We start from the raw sequence: 16,952 nt of genomic DNA on the forward strand, positions 1-16,952 counted from the left end.
CGAATACAAGAGTCGTGACCGGCCCTCGTGAGACGATCGAGGCATGACCTCCCGCGGTACCGCTGCCCGTTCCAGGACCGCCGGCGGAACGCCCCGGACGCCCCGCCTAACCGGCGTCGACGCCGCCCGGGGCCTGGCGTTGCTGGGGATGATGGCCACGCACATCCTGCCAACCTTCGAGGCCGACGCGGCGCTCACTCCCACTTGGGTGGGCCTGGCGTTCTCGGGCCGGGCGGCGGCGTTGTTCGCGGTCCTGGCCGGGGTGGGACTGGCGCTGTCGACCGGCAAGGGGCAGCCCTACGCCGGGCGCGAGCTCTGGGCGGCACGGCGCGGGGTGGCCCTGCGGGCCCTGGTGGTGGCCGCCGTCGGGCTCAGCCTGGGGGGCCTGGAGGTGAGTATCGCCGTGATCCTGGTGCATTACGCCGTCCTGTTCCTGTGCATCCTGCCGTTCCTCGGGATGCGGCCGGGGCGCCTGTTCGCGTTCGCCGCCGGGTGGCTGCTGGCCAGCCCGGTGCTCGCCTACCTGCTGCGCCCGTGGCTGCTGGCACCGGAGCCGCCGCTGCAACTGGGGCACAACCCCGGCTGGGCCGATCTCGCGGAGCCCGCCCGCGTGGTCGGCGACCTGTTTCTCACCGGCTACTACCCGGTGGTGCAGTGGCTGACGTACCTGTTGATCGGACTCGCGCTCGGCCGGCTGTCTTTGGGCCGGGCCGGTCTGCAGGTCAGCCTGGTGGCCGCCGGAACGGCCGCCGCCGTCTTCGCGAAGTGGTTTGCCGGGGTGCTGATGGAGGACCGGGGCGGCCTGGCGGCGTTGCAGGCGGCCATCGGTGACCCCGACTATCCGCTGGCGTCCCTGCTGGAGGTCAATCTCGCGGGCGTGGACCAGTCGGGCTCGGCCTGGTGGCTGGCCACCGCCGCCCCGCACTCGGGCACCAGCCTGGACCTGCTGCACACCTCCGGGGTCGCGGCCGCCGCACTGGGCGCCTGCCTGCTGCTGGCACGGCTGGCGGACTGGGTGGAGCTGGACCTGCTCCGCCCGCTGCGCGGCGCCGGTGCGATGACGCTCAGCCTGTACACGGCGCACGTGTGCGTCATGGCGTCCCTGCACGGCCACCCGCTGCCGGCCGGGTGGAGCCCCGACGGCGTCTTCTGGGCACAGGCGCTGGCGGTCCTGGCGCTGGGTTGGGTCTTCGCGACACTATCCTGGCGCGGACCGCTGGAGTGGGCCGGCCACGGTGCGAACCTGCTGGGCCGCGGCCGAACCCTCGCCGGCCGCTAGGCCGGGCGTTCCCCGGTGTTCCCGCCGTCGCGGTAAAGGCGGACGGCGTCGCGCATGGCCGCGCGGGCGCGCTTCCGGTCGCCGGCGGCGTCGTAGGCGCAGCTGAGCCGGAACCAGGACCGCCAGTCCTCCGGCGCGGCTTCCGCCTCGACGCGGTACTTCTCGAATTCGGCGTCCGCGGCCTCGCGGATGATCCGCCCGGCGGGGGTGCGCGGCAGGGTGTCTTCCGGCAGGCCTCCCTCGGCCTCGAGGATCTTGGCCAGGCGTTCGGTGCGGGCGCCGAAGAGCAGTTCCCGCACCAGCGCCCAGGCGCCGACGATGGGCAGCAGCAGGTAGGCCAGGCCCAGGGCCTTGGCCACAAGGTTGGGGTCGCCGAGCAGCAGCACGGAGCGCTGCAGCGAGACCACCAGGTAGAAGACGAGCAGGAGCGTCACCGCGCCCACCCAGATCTTGGTGCGGTTTGCCTTGAATGCGGCCAGGACGTTCGCCATCAGAGACCCAGGTCCAGATAGCCGTCCAGGCCCACGGTGAGGCCCGGGTGCGCCGCGACATTGCGGACACCCATCAGCACGCCGGGCATGAAGGAGGCGCGGTCGAACGAGTCATGGCGGAAGGTCAGCTGCTCGCCGGGGCCGCCGAGGAGGACCTCCTGGTGCGCCACCAGGCCGCGGAGCCGGACGCTGTGGACCCGGACGCCGTCGACGTCGCAGCCGCGGGCGCCGGGGCGCTCGCTGGTGGTGGCGTCGGGGCTGGGGGCGACGCCGGCGGCGTCGCGCTCGGCGGCGATGAGCTGGGCCGTGCGCACGGCGGTGCCGGAGGGGGCGTCCACCTTGTCCGGGTGGTGCAGTTCGATAATCTCGACCGATTCGAAGTAGCGGGAAGCCTTGGCGGCGAAGGCGGAGGCCAGAACCGAGCCCAGCGCGAAGTTGGGGGCGATCAGCACCCCGGTCCCCGGCCGGCCGGCGAGGAGGGAGGTGAGGTGCTCCAGGCGCCCGGCGTCCCAGCCGGTGGTGCCGACGACGGCGTGCATCCCGTTCTCGACGGCGAAGCGGACGTTGGCCTCGGTGCTCTCGGGCACGGTCAGATCGACGACGACCTGCGCGCCGGCCTCCGTGAGGGTCTCGAGGGAGTCGCCCCGGCCGAGGGCGGCGACGAGGGTGAGGTCTTCAGCGGCGTCGATGGCCTTGACGGCCTCCGCGCCCATGCGTCCGTTGGCGCCCAGGACGGCGACGGCGAGTTGTTCGGTCATGCCCTCAACCCTACCGCCGGGGCGATGACCGGCCGGAACCGTGACCGCCCGGACCGGCGGCCCCGCGTAACGGGGCACAGGCTCCGCGCGTCGGCGGGGCACAGGCCGCGGGAGGCGCTACTCCCCCGCCCCCACCCATTCGACGGTGCCGTCGCTGAAGAACTGTTCCTTCCAGATCGGAACCTGTTCCTTGATCCGGTCCACCAGCTCGGCGCAGACGGCGAAGGCCTGTCCGCGGTGCGCGGCGGAGACGGCGCAGACCAGGGCCGGGTCGCCGATTTCCAGCATGCCGGTGCGGTGCGCGGCCCAGATCCGGACCGGCTTCGACTCCGTGCCGGCGGCGGCGTGTTCGGCGACGAGTCCAGCGACGACGTCGGCCATCACCTGGTGGGCGGTGGGGTGGGCGCTGTAGCTCAGCCGGTCCACCGGCTTGCCGCCGTCGTGGTTGCGGACGACGCCGCTGAAGCTGACCACGGCGCCGGCCGTGTCCGACTCCACGGCGGCGATGGCCTGGTCGACGGAGATGGGCTCGGCGCTGAGGACGGCGTGGACGATGTCGAACGTGGCGCCGCCGGCAGTGCTGTTGGAGGTGGTGCTGCCAAAAGTGGTGCTGTCCGGGGTGGTGGCGTCGGGGTTGGTGGCGTCAGTGCCCATGGGTGCCTTCCAGCTGGTCGCAGAGGTGGCCGATGATCGGGTCGAGGACGCCCAGGCCGTCCATCACGCCCTTGGGCGATCCGGGCAGGTTGACGATGAAGGTGGTGCCCGCGGCGCCGGCGTGGCCGCGGCTGAGCAGCGCGGTGGGTGTCTTGGCGGCACCGACGGCCCGCAGCCCCTCCATGATGCCGGGGATCTCGCGGTCCAGCAGCGGCAGGGTCTGTTCCGGGGTGGCGTCGGTGGGGCTGAGGCCGGTCCCGCCGCTGGTGATGATCACCGAGGGGCGCTGGCTGAGCAGGGCGCGCAGGGCGGCGCCGACGGGTTCGCCGTCGGGGACCACCATGGGCGGGTAGGTCTCGAAGCCGTGCTCGGTGAGCCAGTCCGCGATGACGGGGCCGGTGAGGTCCTCATAGACCCCGGCCGCGGCGCGGGTGGAGGCGATCACGATGCCGGCCTTCCGGCCGGTCACCTCGCCGTGCGTGTGGGGTTCCCCGTGCGTGTGCGGTTCCCCGTGGGAGTGGGATTCGGGGTGCTGGTGGGATTCGTGGCTGCTCACAGGGTCCAGTCCCCGCTCTTGCCGCCGCTCTTGGCCAGGACCTTGATGTCGTTCAGCACGGCGTGCTTGTCGACGGCCTTGATCATGTCGTAGACGCTCAGGGCGGCGACCGAGACCGCGGTGAGCGCCTCCATCTCCACCCCGGTCACGCCGCGGGTCTTCACTGTGGCGAAGACGGTGACGCTGTCCGCGCCGAGCTCGAAGTCCACCGTGACCTTGCTGATGGGCAGCGGGTGGCACAACGGGATCAGCTCCGGCGTCTTCTTGGCGGCCATGATGCCGGCGACCCGTGCGACGGCGAGCGCGTCGCCCTTGGGCAGGTCCCCGGACCCCAGGAGCACGAGGACCTCCGCGGTGCTGTGCACGGTGGCGGTGGCGGTGGCCTCGCGGGTGGTCTCGGCCTTGGTGGAGACATCGACCATCTGGGCGGTGCCGTCCCGGCGAAGATGGGTCAGCGCGGGCGGGGAGAGTTCTGCGTCGTTCACAGCACCCATACTTCCACCTCATCGCCTGCGGCGAGTTCCGCGGTACCGGCCGGGACATGCACCAGGGCGTTGGAGAGCGCCAGGGCGTGCACCAGGTGTGAGCCGGCGCCTCCCTCCAGCTGCACGGTGCCGTCCGGGGTGAGGGTGCCCCGCCGGACCTGGTGTTTGGCCGCGGGCGAGGTCAGCGGCGCGGCCAGCCGAGCTCGGACGGCGGTCCGGGGTGCGGGACTGCCGAGCAGCGCGGTGAGGACCGGACGGAGGAACATCTCGAAGGAGACCAGGCAGCTGACCGGATTGCCGGGGAAGCACAGCACCGGGACGCCGTCGAAAGTGCCCAGCCCCTGGGGTCCTCCCGGCTGCATGGCGACGGAGCCGAATTCGACGCCGTGGCCCTCCAGGGCCTGCCGGACCACCTCGTAGGCGCCCTTGCTGACGCCGCCGGTGGTGATGATGAGGTCCACCGCGGGCGCGTGGGCGCGGAGCAGCCGCTCGAGGGCGTCCGGATCGTCCGCGGTGATGCCGGCGCGGGTGACGGCCAGGCCGGCCTGCCGCAGCCCGGAATCCAGCAGGGTGGAGTTGGCGTCGTAGATCTTGCCGGCCTCCAGCGGGGTGCCCGGTGCCACCACCTCGTCGCCGGTGGTGACCAGCAGCACGGTCGGGGCGGCGTGCACCGGCGCCTCGGGGAGGCCCAGGGCGGCGAGCAGTCCCAGCTGCCCGGGCCCCAGGTAGGTGCCGGCAGCCAGTGCCCGGGTGCCGGCGGCGATGTCGCTGCCGGCGGCGCGGACGTAGGTTCCTGCGGCCGTGGCGGGCAGCCGGACGGTGGCGGGGCTGCCGGGTTCGGGGAAGACGTCCGGCTCGGCCGCTTCGATCGGCACGACGGCGTCCGCGCCCGGCGGGATCATCGCCCCGGTCATGATCGGGGCCGCGGTCCCGGCGGCCAGGGCGGCGGGTTGGGCGCCTGCTGGCACCGGGTCGGTGACGCGCAGCTCGACTCCGCCCTCGGCCAGGTCCGCGCTGCGCACGGCGTATCCGTCCATCTGCGAGTTGGCGAACGGCGGGAGGTCCAGCGGCGCGGTGATGTCGCGGGCCAGTCCGCGGCCCAGCGCATCGGCCAGCGGCACGGTGTCGGTGCGGACGGCGAGGCCTGCCAGCAGTGCGCGGACCTTGTCCCGGTGCGCCTCGACGCTGGCCGGTCCCGCCGCGGCGGGCTGGGGTCGGGAGTGCATGGGTGCGTGTCCTTCGGCTCGGCGGACTGGGGTTCCGGTGTGGCAGGGGGTCTGGCGGCGCTCCGGCTAGGAGGTCACGTCAACTGTAACCGTGTGGTATCCGGTGGCTCCGTCCGGCGCGACGGGGGCCTGCGCCTCCACCTGGACGGCTCCCGTGGCGTCCGTGGCGCGGACCTGCACCTCGTAGCCTGCCCGGCCCCAGCGGCAGGGACAGTTTCCATTGCCGCCAGGTGTCCGCGGAGATGCCGGGGGCCAGCTCGGCGGCCTTCCAGTCGCCGCGGTTCACCCGTACCTCCACTCCGCGGATTCCCCGGTGCTGGGCCCAGGCCACCCCGCCGAAGGTTCACCGTCCCGGCCGGAACCTTCCGGCCCGCGCGGGGCACGTCGATCCGGGACGAGGTCTTGATCGGGCCCCGCTCGCTCCAGCCGCGCGGGGTCCAGTAGCCCTCGTCGGCGGCGAAGCGGGTGACCTTCAGCTCGGTGATCCACTTGGTGGCGGAGACGTAGCCGTAGAGGCCGGGGACCACCAGGCGCACCGGGAAGCCGTGTTCCAGCGGCAGCGGGGCGCCGTTCATGCCGACGGCCAGGATCGCGTCCCGGTTGTCCGTGAGGGCCTCCAGCGGCGACCCGGCGGTCCAGCCGTCCACGCTGCGGGAGAGCACCATGTCCGCGCCCGGTTGCGGGCCGGCCTGTGCCAGCAGCTCGCGGACCGGCCAGCCCAGCCACCGGGCGTTGCCAATCAGGTCCCCGCCCACCTCGTTGGAGACACACGCGATGGTGATGTGCCGTTCGATCAGGGGTTTGGCGAGCAATGCCTGGAAGTCGAGCTCCACCGGCCGGTCCACCATCCCGGTCACCGTGAGTTTCCAGGTCCGGGGGTCCACCACCGGGACGCGCAGGGCGGTGTCGATCCGGTAGAAGTCGTCCGCCGGGGTCACGAGCGGGCCCTGGCCCGGCAGTTGCTGGTCCGCGCCCGCGGGAACGGGCGGGGCGGCCGAGGCGGGGGCGGGAAGCGCCAGGGTGCTGCGGTAGCCCGTGACGGCGGCGGTGGCGCCGCGGAGCGTGCCGGCGAGCACGCCGCCGACGGCCGCGACTCCCGCCGTAATGGAAAAGCTGCGGAGGAACCGTCGCCGGGTGGCCGGAAACTGCCTCGCGTCCGGCGCCGGCGACGCGTCCGCCACTGAGGTCTCCGACGCCGACGATGTCTCCTGCGCCGTCGTACCGCGCGTCTCCCCCGCCCTCGCCCGCCAGTCACGGAGGGCGCCGATCAGCCAGCGCAGCAGCACGACGGCCACGGCGGCGGCCAGCAGCGGGGCGGGCACGGCAGCCCCGTCCGCCTCCGGCCGGCCCAGCACCGCGGCGAGTCCGGCGAGGCCGAACACCGCGACGACGGCGGCCCCAGCGAAGCGTCGGCGCAGTTCCAGGACCCCGGCGACGGCGGCCAGCACGGCGATCGCCAGACCCATGCCGGTGAGCAGGGCGAGCTTGTCGGCGGTGCCGAACAGAGAGATGGCCCATTCCTTGACGCCGGGCGGGACGGCGTCGATCACGGCGCCGCCCACAGCCGTCACGGGAGAGACCGAGGGACTCAGCAACCCGGCCGCGAGCTCCCCGGCGGCCACGCCGGCTCCTACCGCCGCCAGCCCGGAGGCCGCCGCCCAGCGGGACACGCGCGGGCCCACGAAATCCGGCCCGGACGTGGCCGGTCGCTGTGCCAACGGCTGCTGCGGGGTCTTCATCCTCCCAGCATAGATTCGCTGTCCGGATTCACGGTGTGGGTTCCCGGCAGGGTTCACAGCGTGGGTTCCCGGCAGGTCGCGGCGGCCGGGCGGTGATGCCCCGGCGCAGGTGGCGTAGCCTGACACTATGACTGTTCAGCTTGGCATGCCCCAGCCCCGCCCGGAGGGCGGCACCGGTCCGCAGGCGCCGCAGCCTGCCGGACGCCCGGTCGGGCTGCCCGCGGGCCTGGTGGACCGCTACGGCCGCGTCGCGACCGACATGCGCCTGTCGCTGACGAGATAAGTGCAACCTCCGCTGCACCTACTGCATGCCCGCCGAGGGCCTCGAATGGCTGTCCAAGGCGGCCGTGATGAGCGCCGAGGAGATCGTCCGGATCGTCCGAATCGGTGTGGACAGCCTGGGCGTCCGCGAACTCCGGCTCACCGGCGGCGAACCCCTGGTCCGCGCGGACCTGCTGGAGATCATCGCCGCTCTCCGCCACGCGCACCCGGACCTGCCGATTTCAATGACCACCAACGCCGTCGGCCTGGACAAGAAGGCCCAGGCGTTGAAGGACGCAGGCCTGACCCGGATCAACGTCTCGCTGGACTCGCTGCACGAGGAAACCTTTACCCAGCTGACCCGGCGCCCGTTCCTGAACAAGGTGCTCGCAGGAGTCGACGCCGCCTGGGCCGCGGGCCTGGGACCGGTGAAACTGAACGCGGTCCTGATGCGCGGTATCAACGACGCCGAAGCACCCTCCCTGCTGGCCTGGGCGCTGGGCCGCGGCTACGAACTCCGGTTCATCGAACAGATGCCCCTCGACGCGGACCACGGCTGGACCCGCCGGAACATGATCACGGCCGCCGAAATCCGGGACCTGCTATCCGTGGACTATGTCCTGTCCGCCGACCCGCGGGAACGCGACGGCGCCCCGGCCGAACGCTTCGAGGTCCGCGCCAGGGTCCCCGGCACGGACACCGCGGAAGGGCCGGTCCTGGGCACCGTGGGCATCATCGCCTCGGTCACCGAGCCGTTCTGCGCGGACTGCCGGCGCACCCGGATCACCGCCGAGGGCAAGATCATGAGCTGCCTCTTCTCGCACGAGGAGACGGACCTGCTCGACCTGCTGCGCAGCGGCGCCACCGACGAACAGCTCGCCGAACGCTGGCAGGACGCCATGTGGGCCAAGCCCAAGGCCCACGGCATGGACCACGTGGGCCTCGACGCCCCCGACTTCGTCCAGCCGGACCGCAGCATGAGCGCCATCGGAGGCTGACCCACCCGTGATCGTCCGCTACTTCGCTGCCGCGCGCGCCGCCGCCGGCGTCGACGAGGAAACCTTCCAGCTGCCCGAGGGCGCCGACGTCGCCGGCCTGCTGGAGGCCGTGCTCGCCGTCGACCGTCCCGTCCCGCCCGCGGGCACTCCCCCGCTGGCCCGGCTGCTGTCCCGTTCCAGCTTCCTGCTCAACGAGGTGGCCGTCCGGGACCGCGCCACTGCGCTGGCCCCGGACGACGTCGTCGACGTCCTGCCGCCGTTCGCCGGCGGCTAGGAACCCGCCGGGAAACTACTCCCCGGCGAGGGCGGCCCGGACGGTGTCCGCTACGGCAGCCGCGCCCCGCTCGCCCATGATGATCGTGTAGTGGTTCACGTCCGGCACGTCCCGGACCTGCAGGGACGGCAGCTTCTCCGCCCAGGTCTCGAGGTAGCCCGGGGCGTACAGGCCGGCGGGTTCGTTCAGCAGCCCGCGCGGCGCCCGCAGCACCTGGGTCGACACCGTTAGGTCCGCGAGGGCCTTTAGCAGCGAGGAGCCCCGGTGCAGGTCCGCGGTGTCCTCCGCCATCGCCTCGTACCGGGTGGCCGGCTTCAGTTCCGGGGCTTCGCCGGTGAGGTCGTAGTCCACGTAGTCGTCCACGAACGGACCCCAGTCGGAGGCGAAGGCCGGGTGCTTGCGCCAGAAGGAGCGGTAGACCTCGCGGCTGGGGAAGGTGGCGTTGAGCCGCTCCGCCGCCGGTCCCAGGATGGAGGAGACGATCTCGGCGTCGGAGAGCCCCTCAGGGACCTGCAGCGGCAGGCCGCCGTCCACCAGCACCAGGGACCGGACCCGCTCCGGGGACAGGTCCGAGAGGACCACCGAGGCGAAGCCGCCCATGGAGTGCCCCACCACGACGACGGGGCCGGGGGCGAGTTCGGCCAGCACGGCGGTGAGGTCCTCGGCGTGCGAGGTCATGCCGTACGGGGCGGGCAGGGCGTTGCTGCGGCCGCGGCCGCGCAGGTCCGGGGCGATGATCCGCACGTCGGGCAGCGCCTCGGCCAGGTAGGCCCAGCACTTGTGCGAGGCGGTGACGCCGTGGACGGCCAGGATGGTCGGGGCGTCGGAGCTGTCCTCCGGGCCCCAGATGGCGGTGTGCATGGTGCCGCCGCGCACGGGGACCTCGACGGTCCGGTAGGTCTGCTGGCTGGTGGTCTGGGTCATGGGTTCGTCCCTTCCTGGGGCGGGGTGGGGTTCGCGGCGGTAGTGGGGGCGGGCAGGCCGGGGTCCGGGGCCAGCCCGCGTTCGATGAACTGCATCATTTCCTCGAAGACGTGCTCGGGGATCTCGGGCCGGGCGCCGGCGGCCGGTTCGGCGCCTTCCTCGTCCCAGAGCACCCAGCGCATGCCGATCAGCTCGCCGATGCCCATCAGGGCCCAGGCCGCGACGGTGGGGTCCATGTCCCGGACCTCCCCCGCGAGCTGGGCGGACTTCAGGCCCTCGATGTAGCCGTTGACGATCCGCGTGTAGTGCAGGCGGAGGGCGCCGGGCGAGACGAACTCGGCCTGGCGGATGATCCGGTAGAGCGCGGGGTGCTCTGCGGTGAAGCGGAAGAAGGCCCGGAAGCCGGCCCGTTCGGCGTCGATCCGGTTGCCGGCGCTGCGGGCGGCGTCGGTCATGGCGTGCCGGACCCGGCGGTTGAGGTCCTCCACGACCTCGTCGAAAATCGTCTGCTTGCCGTCGAAGTAGAGGTAGAAGGTGCCGAGTCCGACGCCGGCGGCCTCGGTGATCTTGACGATCGAGGCGTCGTGGTAGCCCACCGAGGCGAAGACGGCCTCGGCGGCCTCGAGCAGCTTGGCGCGGGTGCGGGTTCCGCGGGCGGTGCGGGGTGCGGTGCTCATGGCCGGCCTCCGGTGGTGGATGCGGTGGTGGTGGATGCGGTGGCCGGGGCGGCGCCGTCGGGGTGACGCGCGGCGAGATCCTGCCGGAGCCGGGCGCGCAGCACCTTGTTCAGCGCCGTGCGCGGCAGCCCAGCGACCTGTTCCACCCGGGACGGGACCTTGAAGCGGGCCAGCTGGGCGGCGCAGTGGTCCAGCAGGTCCTGCTCGTCGGTGGCCATGCCGGGCCGGACCACCACGAACGCCTGCCCGGTCTCGCCCCAGCGGGGATCTTCGACGCCGACGACGGCGGCCTGCGCCACCGCCGGGTGGGCCAGGAGGACGGCCTCCACCTCGGAGGGCGAGACGTTCTCGCCTCCGGAGATGTAGATGTCCTTGAGCCGGTCCACCACCTTGATGTACCCGTCGGCGTCGCGCTCGACAAGGTCCCCGGTGTGCAGCCAGCCGCCGGCGAGGACCGCCGCCGTCGCGGCCGGGTCGCGGAAGTAGCCCGCGAAGACGCCGGGGCCGCCCACCAGGAGTTCACCGGCGGCCGCGCCGTCGAGGATCTCCCCGGTGGCGGGATCGGCGACCGCCACCTCGACATGCGGGTAGGGCTTGCCGGAGTAGCCGATCATCCGCTCGGCGTCCTGGTTGGGCAGGCAGAGCACGTTCGGGGACGCCTCGGTGAGGCCGTAGCCCTGGCTCAGCGCCACCCCCTTGCGGTGCCAGATCCGCAGCAGCGGCGCGGGCATGGGAGCCCCGCCGACGACGGCGTGCCGGAGGCCGCCGAGTTCCGCCGCGGCGAAGTCGGGGTGTTCGGCCAGCATCAGGTACTGGGTGGGCACGCCCATCAGCATGGTGACGCCGCGTTCGGCGATCAGCTGCAGCACCCGGCCGGGGTCGAAGCCGCGCTCCAACACCACCGTGGCCCCCACCCACCAGGCCAGCAACGGCTGGATGTTCCAGCCGCCCACATGGAACTGAGGGAGGACGGCCAGGACCACGTCGCTGCTGCCCATGTCCAGGGTGCGGGAGAGCGAGAGGTTGTTCCAGAAGCAGTTGGCGTGGGTCAGGACGGCAGCCTTGCTGGGCCCCTCGGTGCCGGAGGTGAAGATCATCAGCAGGGCGTCGTCGTCCTGCACGGACTGCCGCGGAAGTTCCGGCGCCGGGGTGACCCTGGTGGGCGGCGGGACGGACTTCTCCACCCCGCCCGGGCCCAGCGCCGCGGTCCGTGGCCGGTGCGCGAGCAGGGCGCAGGCGGCGGCACCCAGGGAGTCCAGGTCCGCCTCAACGAGCAGCAGGTGCGGCTCCGCGAGTTCCAGCTGCACGGCCAGTTCCCGGGACGAAAGCCGCCAGGACAGGGGCACCAGCACCAGGCCGGCCTTAGCGCAGGCGAAGAACGCCACCACGTGGTCGGTGCTGTTGCCGGTGAGGCTCGCCACCCGGTCCCCCACCCGGTACCCGGCGGCGCGGAAACCCTCGGCCAGGGCCGCGGCTCGGCGTTCCAGTTCCAGGTAGGTCAGGGCGCAGCCCCTGTCATCGATCGCGACCCGGTGCGGGGTGGCGTGGCTGCGGTCCGTGGTCCAGCGGCCCAGGGTGTGGAGCCCGTCCCCGCGGGCGGGGCGGCCGGCGGAAGCCGTGTTGGTGGTCATGCTGCGTCCTCCAGGATTTCCCGCGGCGTCTCGGTGGTGCCGCTGCCGGCCCGGCCGCGGCGCCGTTGCGCCAGCCGCTCCGCCGTCCCGGCGATGCCGCCCGGGAGGAAGAGCACCACCAGGATGAACAGCATGCCGAGGATGAACAGCGGTTCAGACAACGGTACCCGCAGGATGTCCGGAAGACCCTTGACGGCCTCGGAGTTGGCCAGGGCGGTGAGCCGCTGGTCAAGGATGGTGTAGAAAACGCCGCCGATCACGGCGCCCCAGCGCGAGCCCACGCCGCCGAGCACCACCATGACCAGCAGGGTGATGGTCAGGTCTGATGAGATGGCCCGGGGCACGGCGCCGCTTTGCAGCAGCAGGAACACCATGCCGATCACGCCCACCAGGATCGCGGAGACCACAAAGATCAGCAGTTTCACCAAGTACGGCTGCAGGCCCAGCACGCGGACCCGGAGTTCGTTCTCGCGGACCGCGGCGGCGGTGTGGCCGGCCCGGGAGGACTGCACCCAGGCGACGATGATAAAGACAACCACCAGCACGGCCAGCGCCAGCCAGTAGAGGTTCCGGGTGTTTACTACGCCCACCAGGGCCTCGGGCAGGTTGTCCGTGCGCAGGGTCAGGCCCTCGTCGCCGCCGGTCCGGCCGTCCGGGTTGCGGCCAACGATCACCGAGCCGGCCTGGGCGAAGGCGAGGGTGACCATGGCGAAGGGGATTCCGCCGACGCGGAGGCTGATGCTGCCCACCACGTGCGCCAGCACGATCACGATCAGCAGGGTCAGTCCCATGGCCGGCAGGAGCGGGATCTCCAGGTTCTTCAGGATGATCGCGAGCCCGTAGACGCCGGCCCCGAAGTAGAGGGCGTGGCCGAAGGAGAGCAGCCCGGCGACGCCGAGGAGCAGGTGGTAGGTCAGGGCGGCCGCGGCCATCAGCATGCTCATGGCCAGCAGCTGCAGCGACCCCGGGGTGTAGCTGGGGCCGGGCAGGATCCCGGGCAGGGACAGGTTGAGCAGCGGCAGGAGGACCAGGAGCAGTACCCCGGCCAGTCCCGCGGCCCAGCCGGCAATCCGGCGGCCGGTGACGGGGCGGCCTCCCCTGCCGCGGCCGGTGCCGGGCGTGCCCGCGGTGGGTGCGCCGTCGTCGTGGGTGGAGCCTTGGCGGCGGGACCGTCGGACTGCGCCGGTCCCGGCGGTGGTCCCGGCGTCGCCGCCGGTGTTGGTCTCGGTGTTGCTGCCGGTGGCGGTCATGCGGTTCTCCCAAGCAGGCCGGTGGGGCGGACGAGCAGTACGACGCCGAGGGCCAGCACCACGACGAAGTCGCCGGTGCCGCCGAGGTAGAAGTTGGCGAACTGCTGGAGGACGGCGACGGCGACGGCGGCGATGGCCGCGCCGGTCAGCGAGCCGAGGCCGCCGATCACCGTGACGATGAAGGCGAAGATCAGCAGCGAGCCGCCGAGCATCGGTGAGACGTAGCCGAAGTAGTGGGAGGCGAGGACGCCGCCCAGTCCGGCGGCGGCGCCGCCGATGGTGAAGACCAGGGTGAACGCCTTGCGGACGTCGATGCCCAGTGCGGTGACCATGGAGCGGTTCTCGACGCCGGCGCGGATGATCATGCCGTAGCGGGTCTTCTTCAGGAAGAAGACCAGGGCCAGCAGCACCAGGACCGCCGCGAGGATGCAGACGAAGCGGTCGTTGGGGACGCGGGCGCCCAGGATGTCGGTGGTGTCCTTGAACCAGGCCGGTCCCTGGATGAAGACCGGGTCGGTCCCCCAGATGCCGTCGAACAGGGCGACGGTGGCCAGCGAGAGGCCCAGGGTGACCAGGACCTGTTCGATGTGGCGCTGGTAGAGGCGCCGGATCAGGACGAACTCGGTGAAGGCAGCGAACGCGGCTCCGGCGGCGGCACCGATGAGCAGGGAGACCAGGAAGATCCCCCAGTTGTCCGACCCGGCGCGGCGGGCGATCTCCCAGCCGGTGAAGGCGCCGAGGGTCAGGAAGGCCCCGTGGGCGAAGTTGAGGACGCCCATCAGGCCGTAGATCAGCGACAGACCGGCGGCGACGAGGAAGTACAGCGCCCCGAGGCCGAGGCCGGTGAAGAGCAGGAGGATTACGGTACTCACTGGGCAGCGCCTTTCACGGCAGCATGGGAGGCCTGGTCCGCACCCGGGTGCGGGTCGTTGGAGACGCCGAGGTGGCGCTGGATCAGGGCGGCGTCGTCGAGGAATTCCAGCGCCGGCCCGGTGTGGACCACGCGGCCGCCGGAGAGGACGACGGCGTCGCCGGCGAGCTGGCGGACCACCTGGAGGTTCTGTTCCACCAGCAGGATCGGCACGGTCCGGGCGGCCTCGGCCAGGGTCTCGGCGACCTCGCCGACGATCTTGGGGGCCAGGCCCTTGGTGGGTTCGTCGACCAGCAGGACCTTGTTGGTGTTCAGCAGGGCGCGGGCCAACGAGACCATCTGCTGCTGGCCGCCGGAGAGCGTCCCGGCCATCTGGCCGGCGCGGGCCAGCAGGTCCGGGAAGAGCTCCTCGACCAGCTGGCGGCGCGGCGCGGCGTCGCGCTCGGCCAGGCGCAGGTTCTCGGCGACGGTGAGCTTGGAGAACACCTCGCGGTCCTCGGGGACGTAGCCGACGCCGCGCTGGATGATCCGGTAGGTGGGGTCCTTGTCGATCCGCTCGCCGTCGAGCGTGACCGCCCCGGAGCGGTCGATCAGGCCGATGATGGCCTTGATGGTGCTGGTCTTGCCGACGCCGTTGCGGCCCAGCAGCGCGGTGATCCCGGCGGCGGGGACGGAGAACGAGACGTCCTCCACCACCTGCTGGCCGGCGATTTTGGCGCTGAGGCGGTCCACGGTGAGGATCGGCGTGGTGGGGGCGGCGCCCGTTGTTTCGGGGCGGGGGTCCGCGGCGGGGCTCATACTGGTTCTCCGAGGTAGGCGCTTTGCACGGTGGGGTTGGCCATGACGGCGTCGGGGCTGTCCAGGGCCAGCAGGCTGCCGTGGTGCATCACGGCCACCCGGTCCACCAGGCCCAGCACCACGTCCATGTGGTGCTCGACCATCATGACCGTGCAGCCGCGGTCCCGGTGCATCCCCCGGATGATGGCGGTGAGGGACGGGACGTCCCCCGACGCCACCCCGGCCATCGGCTCATCGAGGAGGACGACGGCGGGATCCGTCGCCAGCAGCACGGCGATCTCGACCTTGCGCTTCTCGCCGTGCGAGAGATCCCCGGCCGCCGTCGTGAGCTGGCCGCTGAGTCCCACCTCGGCGATGGTGCCCAGGGCGATCCGGGTGGCCTCGTCCGAGGAGCCGGGGAAACGCAGGATGTTCAGGCTTCCGCCGAGCTTCGCCTGCGCGGCGAGCCTGACGTTCTCCAGGACGGAGAGCCGGGGAAAGAGGTTGGAGGTCTGGAAGGTCCGGCCCAGCCCCGCCCTGGCCCGGCGGTGGATCGGCTCGTTGGTGATCGGTCGTCCGTTCAGCGCAATGCTGCCCGCGGTGGGGCGCAGCACGCCGGAGATCAGGTTGAAGAGGGTGGTTTTGCCGGCGCCGTTGGGGCCGATCACGCCGATCATCTCGCCGGCGTTGACGGTGAAGCCGACGTCCTGGAGGATGCGGGCGCCGCCGATCTGCAGGCCGAGGCCGTCCACCTCGAGGGCGGGCGTGGCTGGGGTAGTCATACGGGTCCTTTGTTCTGGCTCGCAGGCCGGTGCGGCCGGGCCGGGGCGGAATCCTCCGCGCCCGGCCCGGCCGCGGTTGGCTACTTCTTCTCCGGCGGGGCGACGGTGTCGCCGGGCACGGCCTTGATCAACTGCGGGGTCCAGGCGCCGTCCTTCTGGACGAGCTTGGCCTGGTACATGTCCTGGATCAGGGCGTGGTCCGAGGCGCGGACCGTTTCCTTGCCCTTGGGGCCGTCGAAGCTGTAGCCCTCGAGGGCCTTGACCATGGCGTCGGGGTCGGTGCCGCCGCCCTGCTTGATGGCCTGGACGATCAGCTGGCCGGCCACGAAGCCGTCCGGGGTGAAGAGGTCGGCCTTGCCGCCGGCTTTCTCGACGCCGGCGATCATTTTCTTCTCGACGTCGGTGCCGGAGGCGCCCGGGAAGTAGTGGTTGAGGAAGCTGATTTTGGAGCTCGCCGGGCCGTAGGCGTTGAAGCTGGAGGCGTCGCCGAGGCCGGTGACCACCGGGGCGGAGTCGAAGACGCCCTGCTGGCTCAGGGCCTGCCACATGGTGCCGGTGGTGGCGCCGGCCCAGGCGACGAAGACCAGGTCTGCCTTGGCGTCCAGCAGCTGGCGCGCGAACGGCGTCAGTTCCTGGTTCTCCGGGACCAGCACGGAGCTGACGTTGGCGCCCTTGGCCCCGAGCACGGCCTTGACGGCGGCGACGTTGCCCTGGCCGAAGGCGTTGTCCTGGGCGAAGACGACGACCTTCTTGCCCTTGGTGTCGATGAACGTACCGGCGGTGGCGACGTCCTGCAGGCTCTGCCGGCCGGAGCGGAAGGTGTACTTGTTGACGCCCTGGATCGCGTCGGTGGCGGCGGGTCCGGAGATGTAGAGGACCTTGTTCTGCTGCGCCTGTTCGGCGAGCTTGACGGCGATGCCGGAGGAGGCGGTGCCGCCGATGATCTTGTAGCCCTTGCCGATCATGTCCTTGGCGGCCGCGACGGCCTTGTCCGGGTCGCCGGCGTCGTCGGTGTAGGTCAGGTTGATCTTGGCGCCGTTGACCTCGCCGCTGCCGCCGGTGGCGTAGTCGATGCCTGCCTGCAGGCCCTGATAGTAGGTGGCGCCGTAGGCCGCCAGGGCCCCGGTCTTGGAGTAGATGATGCCGACGTTGACGGGCTCGGCGGCCTTGCCGGAGCCCGCGGGGGCTGCCGAGCCGGCCGTGGGCGCGCAGGCGCTCAGGGCCAGGCCGGACGCCATCACGGCTGCCATCAGGAACTTCTTTGTGTCCTTCACGGGATGCCTTTCGGTGAAAATCCGAGGAGTGGGAGCAGGGGAGAT

General features: G+C 72.1%; 16 protein-coding genes and 2 pseudogenes. 3 read left to right on the forward strand and 15 right to left on the reverse strand.

The genetic code is table 11. The features are described from left to right. Positions 1 to 43 precede the first annotated feature (43 nt). Positions 44 to 1,279: a heparan-alpha-glucosaminide N-acetyltransferase domain-containing protein gene (locus ACRQ5B_RS00285; RefSeq protein WP_432395825.1), complete on the forward strand. Its 1,236-nt coding sequence runs from the start codon at positions 44 to 46 to the stop codon at positions 1,277 to 1,279. Here the strand turns inward: ACRQ5B_RS00285 and ACRQ5B_RS00290 are convergent. The 7 genes and pseudogenes from ACRQ5B_RS00290 to ACRQ5B_RS00320 form a co-directional block, all read right to left on the reverse strand. Then, entirely contained in the window at positions 1,276 to 1,770 is a 495-nt protein-coding gene (locus ACRQ5B_RS00290; RefSeq protein WP_432395827.1) for a hypothetical protein, read from the reverse strand. The genes ACRQ5B_RS00285 and ACRQ5B_RS00290 overlap by 4 nt on opposite strands. Beyond that, complete coding sequence (gene dapB, locus ACRQ5B_RS00295) at positions 1,770 to 2,528, reverse strand: 4-hydroxy-tetrahydrodipicolinate reductase (RefSeq protein WP_432395830.1); 759 nt, start codon at positions 2,526 to 2,528, stop codon at positions 1,770 to 1,772. The genes ACRQ5B_RS00290 and dapB overlap by 1 nt, the downstream gene beginning before the upstream one ends. A gap of 117 nt (positions 2,529 to 2,645) precedes the next feature. Then, complete coding sequence (locus ACRQ5B_RS00300; RefSeq protein ID WP_432395833.1) at positions 2,646 to 3,182, reverse strand: molybdenum cofactor biosynthesis protein MoaE; 537 nt, start codon at positions 3,180 to 3,182, stop codon at positions 2,646 to 2,648. After that, on the reverse strand, positions 3,172 to 3,651 hold the full coding sequence (locus ACRQ5B_RS00305; RefSeq protein WP_432398792.1) for a MogA/MoaB family molybdenum cofactor biosynthesis protein: 480 nt from the start codon (positions 3,649 to 3,651) through the stop codon (positions 3,172 to 3,174). Before ACRQ5B_RS00305 ends, ACRQ5B_RS00300 begins: the two co-directional genes overlap by 11 nt. 83 nt (positions 3,652 to 3,734) lie before the next feature. Then, on the reverse strand, positions 3,735 to 4,232 hold the full coding sequence (gene moaC / locus ACRQ5B_RS00310; RefSeq protein ID WP_432395835.1) for a cyclic pyranopterin monophosphate synthase MoaC: 498 nt from the start codon (positions 4,230 to 4,232) through the stop codon (positions 3,735 to 3,737). Continuing rightward, the gene (locus ACRQ5B_RS00315) at positions 4,220 to 5,449 is read right to left on the reverse strand and encodes a molybdopterin molybdotransferase MoeA (protein WP_432395837.1); all 1,230 of its coding nucleotides are present in this window, start codon (positions 5,447 to 5,449) and stop codon (positions 4,220 to 4,222) included. The genes moaC and ACRQ5B_RS00315 overlap by 13 nt, the downstream gene beginning before the upstream one ends. Positions 5,450 to 5,515: 66 nt before the next feature. Next, positions 5,516 to 7,188: pseudogene (locus tag ACRQ5B_RS00320) on the reverse strand (molybdopterin-dependent oxidoreductase). Between the two features lie 127 nt (positions 7,189 to 7,315). On the opposite strand from ACRQ5B_RS00320, the pseudogene moaA reads away from it, so the two are divergent. Both moaA and ACRQ5B_RS00330 read left to right on the forward strand, forming a co-directional pair. Next, positions 7,316 to 8,447 (forward strand): annotated as a pseudogene (gene moaA, locus ACRQ5B_RS00325) (GTP 3',8-cyclase MoaA). 7 nt (positions 8,448 to 8,454) lie between these two features. Beyond that, a complete protein-coding gene (locus ACRQ5B_RS00330; RefSeq protein ID WP_432395840.1) occupies positions 8,455 to 8,721 on the forward strand; it encodes a MoaD/ThiS family protein in 267 nt (88 codons plus the stop codon). A 15-nt stretch (positions 8,722 to 8,736) separates the two neighbouring features. Here the strand turns inward: ACRQ5B_RS00330 and ACRQ5B_RS00335 are convergent, their stop codons facing one another. The 8 genes from ACRQ5B_RS00335 to ACRQ5B_RS00370 form a co-directional block, all read right to left on the reverse strand. After that, the gene (locus tag ACRQ5B_RS00335) at positions 8,737 to 9,645 is read right to left on the reverse strand and encodes an alpha/beta hydrolase (protein WP_432395842.1); all 909 of its coding nucleotides are present in this window, start codon (positions 9,643 to 9,645) and stop codon (positions 8,737 to 8,739) included. After that, the gene (locus tag ACRQ5B_RS00340) at positions 9,642 to 10,322 is read right to left on the reverse strand and encodes a TetR/AcrR family transcriptional regulator (RefSeq protein WP_432395845.1); all 681 of its coding nucleotides are present in this window, start codon (positions 10,320 to 10,322) and stop codon (positions 9,642 to 9,644) included. Before ACRQ5B_RS00340 ends, ACRQ5B_RS00335 begins: the two co-directional genes overlap by 4 nt. Further along, entirely contained in the window at positions 10,319 to 11,953 is a 1,635-nt protein-coding gene (locus ACRQ5B_RS00345) for a class I adenylate-forming enzyme family protein (protein WP_432395848.1), read from the reverse strand. The genes ACRQ5B_RS00340 and ACRQ5B_RS00345 overlap by 4 nt, the downstream gene beginning before the upstream one ends. Beyond that, positions 11,950 to 13,203: a branched-chain amino acid ABC transporter permease gene (locus ACRQ5B_RS00350; protein ID WP_432395851.1), complete on the reverse strand. Its 1,254-nt coding sequence runs from the start codon at positions 13,201 to 13,203 to the stop codon at positions 11,950 to 11,952. The genes ACRQ5B_RS00345 and ACRQ5B_RS00350 overlap by 4 nt, the downstream gene beginning before the upstream one ends. Beyond that, the gene (locus ACRQ5B_RS00355) at positions 13,200 to 14,075 is read right to left on the reverse strand and encodes a branched-chain amino acid ABC transporter permease (RefSeq protein ID WP_290258334.1); all 876 of its coding nucleotides are present in this window, start codon (positions 14,073 to 14,075) and stop codon (positions 13,200 to 13,202) included. Before ACRQ5B_RS00355 ends, ACRQ5B_RS00350 begins: the two co-directional genes overlap by 4 nt. Then, the gene (locus tag ACRQ5B_RS00360; protein WP_432395854.1) at positions 14,072 to 14,872 is read right to left on the reverse strand and encodes an ABC transporter ATP-binding protein; all 801 of its coding nucleotides are present in this window, start codon (positions 14,870 to 14,872) and stop codon (positions 14,072 to 14,074) included. The genes ACRQ5B_RS00355 and ACRQ5B_RS00360 overlap by 4 nt, the downstream gene beginning before the upstream one ends. Then, complete coding sequence (locus ACRQ5B_RS00365) at positions 14,869 to 15,633, reverse strand: ABC transporter ATP-binding protein (protein ID WP_432395857.1); 765 nt, start codon at positions 15,631 to 15,633, stop codon at positions 14,869 to 14,871. Before ACRQ5B_RS00365 ends, ACRQ5B_RS00360 begins: the two co-directional genes overlap by 4 nt. Positions 15,634 to 15,713: 80 nt before the next feature. After that, positions 15,714 to 16,907: a substrate-binding domain-containing protein gene (locus ACRQ5B_RS00370; RefSeq protein WP_290258337.1), complete on the reverse strand. Its 1,194-nt coding sequence runs from the start codon at positions 16,905 to 16,907 to the stop codon at positions 15,714 to 15,716. Positions 16,908 to 16,952: the final 45 nt, after the last annotated feature.

It is taken from the genome of Pseudarthrobacter sp. L19 (assembly GCF_050859435.1).
In the GTDB taxonomy this organism is placed as follows: Bacteria; Actinomycetota; Actinomycetes; order Actinomycetales; family Micrococcaceae; genus Arthrobacter.